Below are 7,666 nucleotides of genomic sequence, written 5' to 3'. Positions count from 1 at the left end.
GCAGTCTAACAAAATTAACGAAGGGTATTGTGCAATAGGAGGAGTCCATATAAGGCACTTTAGTGCCGAAGTGTCTGATATGCCCTTCATGCATAACCCCTGACATTCACGGCTAAAGCCGTTCCCACGCTTCTTAATCACAATGACAGAAGTGCAGGGGCTCTAAATCGCTCATTTCACTTCTGGCTCAAATAATTAGGATGTAGAGGCACTTGAGTGCCGAAAGTGTCTGATATGCCCTTCATGCATAACCACTGATATTCACGGCTATAGCTGTTCCAACGAGATAGTGATTCATTGCTAGTTATTAAAACAAGCCATATTCTTCGGTCTCTTCGGCTTCATGGCGCATTAAATGCTCAGGGCGGAATATGGCGCTAGGATCGAGTAACAAACTATGCTTGTTTTTCATTTTGATTAAACCACGCATCATATTTTTAGTTTGAGGATCTACATCAAAACCTACGGAGGTAAGCTTATCAAGCGGTTTAATATCCTCTTTCTTTACATTGATATTGTCTTCTACCTTGTCAACGAGGAGGCCTATATGAGGTGTTACGCCATCTTTAGTGGTAAAGATTATGATAGGCTTGTAATCCAGAATAATCTGCTCTCTTGCAGACTCAAACAAGCGTATTAACTGATTAAACACTTGGCGCTTCTTTTCTTCAAATAAACGAATAACGTTCTCTTTTGTCATTGTTTTTTGAAGGTCTAAGAATTCACGCGCCATGGCGTGCAATTCTCTGTGGGGGGTGTCGAACTTATCGAGGATATTTTGCAGGTCTTCGTTGTCAGTTTTAAAGCTGTTGTACCATCGGCCAAAATCGCATTTATCCGGATCAATTGTGTTTGTGAAGGCTGCGCCTGTGAGCAGGCTATGCTCTAGTGCGCTCAACCATTGTTGGTGATCTTTTTCTTTTTCAACCAATAAGTCAGTGAGCTCAGCATTTGTCTTATTGGTTGATTGGTTATTAAGTACAATGCCTAAATCAAAGATGGGCGTGGGTGTTTCCATGTAATCTTTTACACCAATGAAGCTTTTATTTTCATTAGGCAAAGATGTCAGGTTATTTTCGTAACGTTCTGTTAGAAGAATATCGAGAATCTTAAGTGAAATGGTCTTTTGCCCAACACGAAAATTAATCAGATCCATATTTCCCTCAAAGCCTTGTTAAGTCTTTAAAGCATAGAACATTATTTCGATTTAGCAGTAGTTAATTTCAATTACTTTTAAAATAGGATCGGTAGATCTTTTTATCCGTGTTGTTTGTCTGATTGTTAAATAAATCGGCAAACTCAGACGTATCACTAAAGAGCTTATTTAGTTCAGTCAGCAAGCATTGATTATTCAACGGTGTTGTGCACTTTTGTGCGGCGCTCACTAACGCAACTGCATTCAAATAGCCTTCAAAAATAATTCTGTTAGGGCTTGTGTTATAGGGCTTGATATCTGCTCTAAATTGCTTGCATAAGGAGTTGTCACACTGATTGGGGTCTGGCACAACCTCCGTTACCATAATAGTACTTGGGTGGTGAATGAGAGAGTATAAATCAAAACTCGACACAAATGATACTGAGGTATAGTCGGGTTTAAAACCTTGCTCGTATCCAGTATTAATAAATTCGGCTAATGGTTGATAAGTGCCTACCATGCATACTGCGGTGACTCCACTAACTTTAAGTTGTTCTAGTGCCTTTGATATCTCTTCGCTATTTCGTTTGAAACGTGCAACTTCAACCGGTACCAAATCGTGTTTTTGCAGTGCCATTATTAAGTTACTTTCAACTAAAAAACCAAACTCATCGGCTTGGATTATCAACCCTATTTTTTTATGCTTGCGCTCCTGAACTAAATAATTAATTTGCTCTATCGCTTCATCTTGATAGCTTGCGCGTAAGTTAAAGACGTTTGGCATTGACTGGTTATGGAGAAAGTCAGCACCAGTAAAAGGCATCAAGAAGGGCACTCGATGTCTATCTAAAAGGGGCTTAATCGCATTTGCAGTCGGTGTACCCATCGAGCCGAAGATAGCGTCTATTTTGTCGTTAAATAAAAATTGTCGCGTGTTTACAACGGTATTTTTAGGCTCATAACCGTCATCAGCAAGAATAAGATCAATATTTTGACCATGTATTCCATCACGTGCATTTACTTTGTTGAAATAGATTGTACTACCCAGTGCTAATTGCTCGCCGATGTGTTTTGCAGGGCCTGTTAGTGCGGTAGACATCCCTAATTTTATAGGTGGCTGTGTATGTTGAGTGTTGCCTATAATAGGCACGAAAAGCAAGCAAATCGCTAGGCGCTTAAGGGTTGCTCTTATTAAGTAAAGTAAACTGGGCATACCAATCGTGTACTGCTTTTTTGAACCGAATGTCGAACTCTTTTTTACCCGTGAAGTGTGCTTCATCAATTACGCTTTTCACATCAATTTGCTGTAATACTAGTCTAATAAGGATCATTTTTGTATCTTGGTCGAGTAAATTTAGACTAATAGGCATGTGCCAAATAAGCTGCCACAGTAAGGGTTGTAATTTAAAGAGTGTAACGTCGTTGTTGAGTAACCTGTCTGCTCTATTAAGCATTTCTGAAGAGCAACCTATTGTTGAATAGCCTGAAAGTAGTTCATCAACTAGTTGCCATGGTAAAGAGTTAAAATGCCCAAATAGTTGCACGGATAGGTCTTGCTTAAATTCTTCTTTTAATTGCTCTGTGACTGCTTTGCTTTGTGTTTTTAATGGCTTAATAACAAGTGCAGCATGTTCTGCAGTGGCTTTATCACGGTTAAAACCTAGCTTTACAAGGCGAAAACCATTTGTTTTCCAAAACCTAACTAATGACGCATTTGCCCCAAAACTTGCACCAAAGAAATCGCACGTACTTAGTTGTTGTTGGCAAAAATCTAATAAGGCAGATCCTATACCTTGTTGGTGGCTCTCTGGTGCTACAGCGATTCTCACAACGCGTGCAGAGTGACCTGTTAGCCACTGCGTATCATGCGTTAACTGAGTTAATGTTTGTGCCATTAAATGCCCTTGCGGGCGGCGTTCGCCTGTTATTACTTGCTCTGCAATATCTTGCGATAGTCCCCCTTCAATTGCGACTAAACAGACGGCTTGTAGGTTTTCTGCTTGTCGGCAAATAAATAAGTGTAATTCAGGTGCATCAAGCAATTGACGTAAATCACTCACACTGGTTTGGTAGTGCGCTAACGCGAGGAGTGCCATAACTTGGCTTAATAAGTGTTCATCACGAATAAGGCGCTCCTTGCTAACCTGCTCGAACTGCAAAGGTAACGAACTAGCGACTTGATTGTATTGCGCATCAAGCAGTAATAAATCGCGTATGGCGTACTCAAGCGGATCATGCTTTGCAAAGCGGATCGGTGCGTCTAAGTTTATTGTCTTTAATGACTTAAACTGGCTGCGCAAATAATGTAAAAAGCGCAGTGTATAACCGCGGCCATTGCCTTCATAACCGACCATGGTGCTAGCAAACACAATACGTGGGTACGAGTGTAAAATTTGCATTAGCATAGGAACAGGGATAGCTGCAGCTTCATCTATAAATAGCAGATCGCATTGAGGTTTTTCATTAAGGAGGTTATCAGGAGCACTATAACTTAGGTTTGCAAGTTGCTTGCAATTGGCTTGCAAAGGGACATTAAGTTGTTCAGCTAAGTGTTTAAATGTGGTTTGCACCGCTTTAACTTGAGTCGCACACAGCAGTATTTTTTTATCCTTTAATGCAGCAGCTGCAAGGCCTAATGCGGCTGATTTTCCTCGCCCTCTATCAGCACTAATTACGAGAGGACGATGTGCGCGACCCTGTGCTGTTTTAATTATTTGCTCAATACACGCCTGTTGTTGAGAAAAGTCAATTAATGCGTGATGTGGGTGTATTGTTTGATATGTCGTTGGCGTGATGTGCTGCTTAAAAATGTGTGTTTGCGACTCTAATAATGTAGTTAGGCGTTCATTAAAGAAACTATGCGTTATTGTTTGTCCAAACGATGTGACGTTTTCAAGCGCAGGATCGACCCATGTTGGGTCATTGGGGAGTAATAAAATAAACACACCACCGGCTTTAACTGTACCGGCAAGCGCGGCTAACTTATCTGCATACAGTCCACTAAAACCATCAAAAATCGCGTGTTGAAACTCTTGTCCAAGAATTTGATGAACATGCTTTGGGAAGACGCTATTTTTTAATTGATGGCAACTGCTAAACACATACGTGTTTGGCAGTGACAGTTGATTGGCAAATGCATAACACCAGGTTGCATCGCCTTGCACCACAATAAGCTGACGATGCTTGGCAATCGTCAGCTCAGTGATGAGCATGCTTAGGTAGTCGTTATAGGGCTTGAAGTCTTGCATACTGAGTAACAAGCCACTTACTGCCTAAATCATCAAAGTTCACTTGAATACGTGACTGTGCACCACTGCCTTCATAATTTAGTACCGTTCCTACACCAAATTTTGCATGTAAAACGCGTTGCCCTAAATTAAAGCCACTGTCTTCAAATGCGGCATGTGTGACTGATGAGCTAAAACGGCCTGCGGCTGGGGGCCTTGAAACTTGTGTTTTGATACGAATTTCCTCAACACAGTCTTCTGGCATTTCGCGCAAGAATCGAGAGGGGCTGTGGTATTTTTCTTGGCCATATAAACGGCGAGTTTCAGCATGACTAATGTACAGCTTTTCCATCGCTCGGGTCATGCCTACATAACACAAACGGCGCTCTTCTTCTAAGCGACCAGACTCCTCATTACTTTGCTGTGAAGGAAACATGCCTTCTTCAACACCCACCATAAAAACAAGCGGGAACTCAAGGCCTTTTGCTGAATGAAGTGTCATCATTTGCACGGCATCTTCGTGCTCATCGGCTTGACCTTCGCCTGATTCGAGAGAAGTGTACGCAAGAAAGCCTTGCAGTGGTGAGCTGAATTCTTCGTCTTCAGGTAGCTCATATTGGCCACAGGCACTAATGAGCTCTTCTAAGTTTTCTACGCGAGCGCGGCCTTTTTCACCTTTTTCAGCTTGGTACATGGCCATCAACCCTGAAGTTTGAATCGCGTATTTAGCTTGCTCTTCTAAGGTAAGATCACTGATTTTGTCTTCAATGTGCTCAACCAGCTCTAAAAATTTTGTTACTGCACTGGCTGCACGCCCAGATAGATGCTGCTGTTCAATAATGGCTTTTGCAGCATACCACAGAGGAAGAGACTCGTTCCGCGCACAGTCACGAATGTGGCTGAGGGTTTTATCTCCAATACCACGAGCAGGGGTGTTAATAACGCGCTCAAAGGCGGCATCATCTTGGCGATTACCCACTAAGCGCAGGTACGAAAGGGCGTCTTTAATCTCTTGACGCTCGAAGAAGCGCATGCCGCCATAAATGCGGTATTTAAGCCCTTCTTGTAACATGGCTTCCTCGAGTACACGAGATTGCGCATTGTTACGGTATAGAATCGCGGCATCTTGCAAGGCATTACCAGCATTTAGCCAGCTACGCAGTTTACTGCTTACGAAACGGGCTTCATCTAATTCGTTAAAAGCGGCATACACCGAAATTGGTTCACCCTCGTTACCATCGGTCCAGAGGCTTTTACCCATGCGTTCAGCATTATTTTTAATTAGCGCATTGGAGGCTTTTAATATTGTGGCTGTTGAGCGGTAGTTCTGTTCAAGACGAATGGTTTCGGCTTCGAAGTCGGTTAAAAAGCGTTTAATATTCTCAATACGTGCACCGCGCCAACCATAGATACTTTGGTCATCATCACCTACTATCATAATGCTGTTGGTGTTTCCTGCTAGCAGCTTTAACCAAGCATATTGAATCGTATTGGTATCTTGGAACTCGTCTACCAACATATGAGCAAAACGCTGCTGATAATGACGCAGTAGCGTAGGGTGATTGTTAAGTACTTCGTAGCAGCGTAATAAAATTTCTGCAAAGTCGACCAAACCAGCACGATCACATGCTTCTTGATATGCTGCATAAACTTTCAGCATCATTTGCTCATTGATATCGTAAGCCTGAATATCTTTAGGGCGCAGACCTTCGTCTTTTTTAGCACTGATGTACCAGCTAAACTGTTTCGCTGGCCACTTTTTATCATCGATATTCATTGCTTTAAGTAAGCGTTTGATCATTCGCTGCTGATCGTCTGAATCTAAGATTTGAAAGCTTTCAGGTAATTTTGCTTCACGATGATGTGCACGCAAAATACGGTGAGACAACCCGTGGAAAGTGCCAATCCACATGCCACCAACAGGCGCTTTTAAGGTTTCTTCTACGCGAGAGCGCATCTCTTTTGCAGCTTTATTGGTAAAGGTGACGGCAAAAATACTGTAGGCAGAGGCTTGCTCAACTTGCATTAGCCATGCGATACGATGAACAAGTACTCGAGTTTTACCAGAACCTGCACCAGCAAGTACTAGCATATTTTGCAATGGGGCTGCGACTGCATCCCGTTGTTTGTCATTTAAGCCATCGAGTAATTCAGAAACGTCCATCGTTACGCCTTTTCAATCTATAATGAGAGGAGTATAACAGGTGTTTATGCAAGGCTAAATAAAATACTGTTTTTATAAACAGCTATTTTGGCAAGTTATTAAAATTGCATAATAAAAATTGTGAATTTGACCTATTTGTGGCAAAAAGAACTAAAATAAAAACAGTGTTAAAATTTAACGTTTTGATTTATAAAATATAATAAGTTGGCATGAAGTGTGTTTATAAAAAGTATAATCATCAAAAACTACAGAGGTTAGTATGGCAGAGCAAGGTTCTGGCGGTAATGTAATCGCAGCAATATGTAATATCTTTTTTCCCGGTTTAGGGCAACTGGTGCAAGGTCGTTTGATGGCGGCGATCGCATTTTTCTTAGCGTGGATCATAAGTGGGGTATTAATTTATGTCGCCGTTGGTTTCATATTACTTCCGATTGTATACCTATGGGCAATCATTGATGCCGCGCGTTTCAAGTCGCGACTCTAGCAATTTTTTATATATCTAAACAGCATTAACACTAGCGCCATTGGGCGCTAGTGTTGTTTTTGGCCTTCTGAACTCGCTACTGCATGCCGCAACCGATATAATTACAGCATCAAGAGTTGTGAGTATTTACGATGGAATATCAATTTATCCGCGATCCAATGAGCGGTTTACGTATTAAAATTTCGACTGAACATGCGGTTATCGGTCGTTGGTTGAATGAAGAAATAGGCAAAGAAAAAATAGCGATGGTCCAGGCGCTAATTTCCGCCGTTAAAAATAGCCATGAGCCCTTAACACTGCAAGGCCAAGAAATAGATTTGATTTTGAGTAAGGACGAAGCGTTGTTTGAAGCCCATGCTCTTCATCAAGATAATGAAGATCTCATGGCGTATCAGGATGATGATTTAATGCTTGAAGAAAATGGCTTAAGCAGTGGCTGCGGTTTTGAGGATTTTGTTGATTTAATTGAGTCTTGGCACGCGTTTGCGCAAGGTCGTTAAGCAGGGCTTAAAGCCCTAATGCCGTTCACTTAAGGTGAGCGGCATTGTATTTTCGAGGGTATCGGCTTGGTTTTTTCTTAACGACTCTAGGGAAGGATCTTTCTCGCCTGGGCTCAAGTATTAAACTCTCACTCATTGAGTAGAAGTTTTGGAGTT

At 41.7% G+C, this 7,666-nt stretch carries 6 protein-coding genes; 2 read left to right on the top strand and 4 right to left on the bottom strand.

What is annotated here, in order from left to right; all coding sequences use genetic code 11:
• Positions 1-307: 307 nt before the first annotated feature.
• From JIG41_RS00205 to uvrD, 4 genes are all read right to left on the bottom strand, one after another.
• Positions 308-1,156 (bottom strand): CZB domain-containing protein, encoded by an 849-nt coding sequence (locus tag JIG41_RS00205; protein ID WP_036974285.1) that lies wholly within the window; start codon positions 1,154-1,156, stop codon positions 308-310.
• A 67-nt stretch (positions 1,157-1,223) separates the two neighbouring features.
• Positions 1,224-2,348, bottom strand: coding sequence for an ABC transporter substrate-binding protein (locus JIG41_RS00200; RefSeq protein WP_075594195.1), 1,125 nt, complete (start codon positions 2,346-2,348; stop codon positions 1,224-1,226).
• Entirely contained in the window at positions 2,311-4,383 is a 2,073-nt protein-coding gene (locus tag JIG41_RS00195; protein ID WP_075594194.1) for a GNAT family N-acetyltransferase, read from the bottom strand. Before JIG41_RS00195 ends, JIG41_RS00200 begins: the two co-directional genes overlap by 38 nt.
• On the bottom strand, positions 4,361-6,526 hold the full coding sequence (gene uvrD, locus JIG41_RS00190; RefSeq protein WP_036974281.1) for a DNA helicase II: 2,166 nt from the start codon (positions 6,524-6,526) through the stop codon (positions 4,361-4,363). The genes JIG41_RS00195 and uvrD overlap by 23 nt, the downstream gene beginning before the upstream one ends.
• Before the next feature lie 259 nt (positions 6,527-6,785).
• Between uvrD and JIG41_RS00185 the strand changes: the two genes are divergently transcribed.
• Both JIG41_RS00185 and JIG41_RS00180 read left to right on the top strand, forming a co-directional pair.
• Positions 6,786-7,010, top strand: coding sequence for a hypothetical protein (locus JIG41_RS00185; protein ID WP_036974279.1), 225 nt, complete (start codon positions 6,786-6,788; stop codon positions 7,008-7,010).
• Positions 7,011-7,141: 131 nt separating this feature from the next.
• The gene (locus JIG41_RS00180; RefSeq protein ID WP_075594193.1) at positions 7,142-7,510 is read left to right on the top strand and encodes a YacL family protein; all 369 of its coding nucleotides are present in this window, start codon (positions 7,142-7,144) and stop codon (positions 7,508-7,510) included.
• Positions 7,511-7,666 lie beyond the last annotated feature (156 nt).

Origin of the sequence: Pseudoalteromonas sp. bablab_jr011 (genome assembly GCF_016464045.1) — a bacterium.
GTDB lineage: Bacteria > Pseudomonadota > Gammaproteobacteria > Enterobacterales > Alteromonadaceae > Pseudoalteromonas > Pseudoalteromonas lipolytica.
The sequence above is the reverse complement of the archived record's forward strand: the minus strand, read 5'-3'. Positions and strand labels throughout refer to the sequence as shown.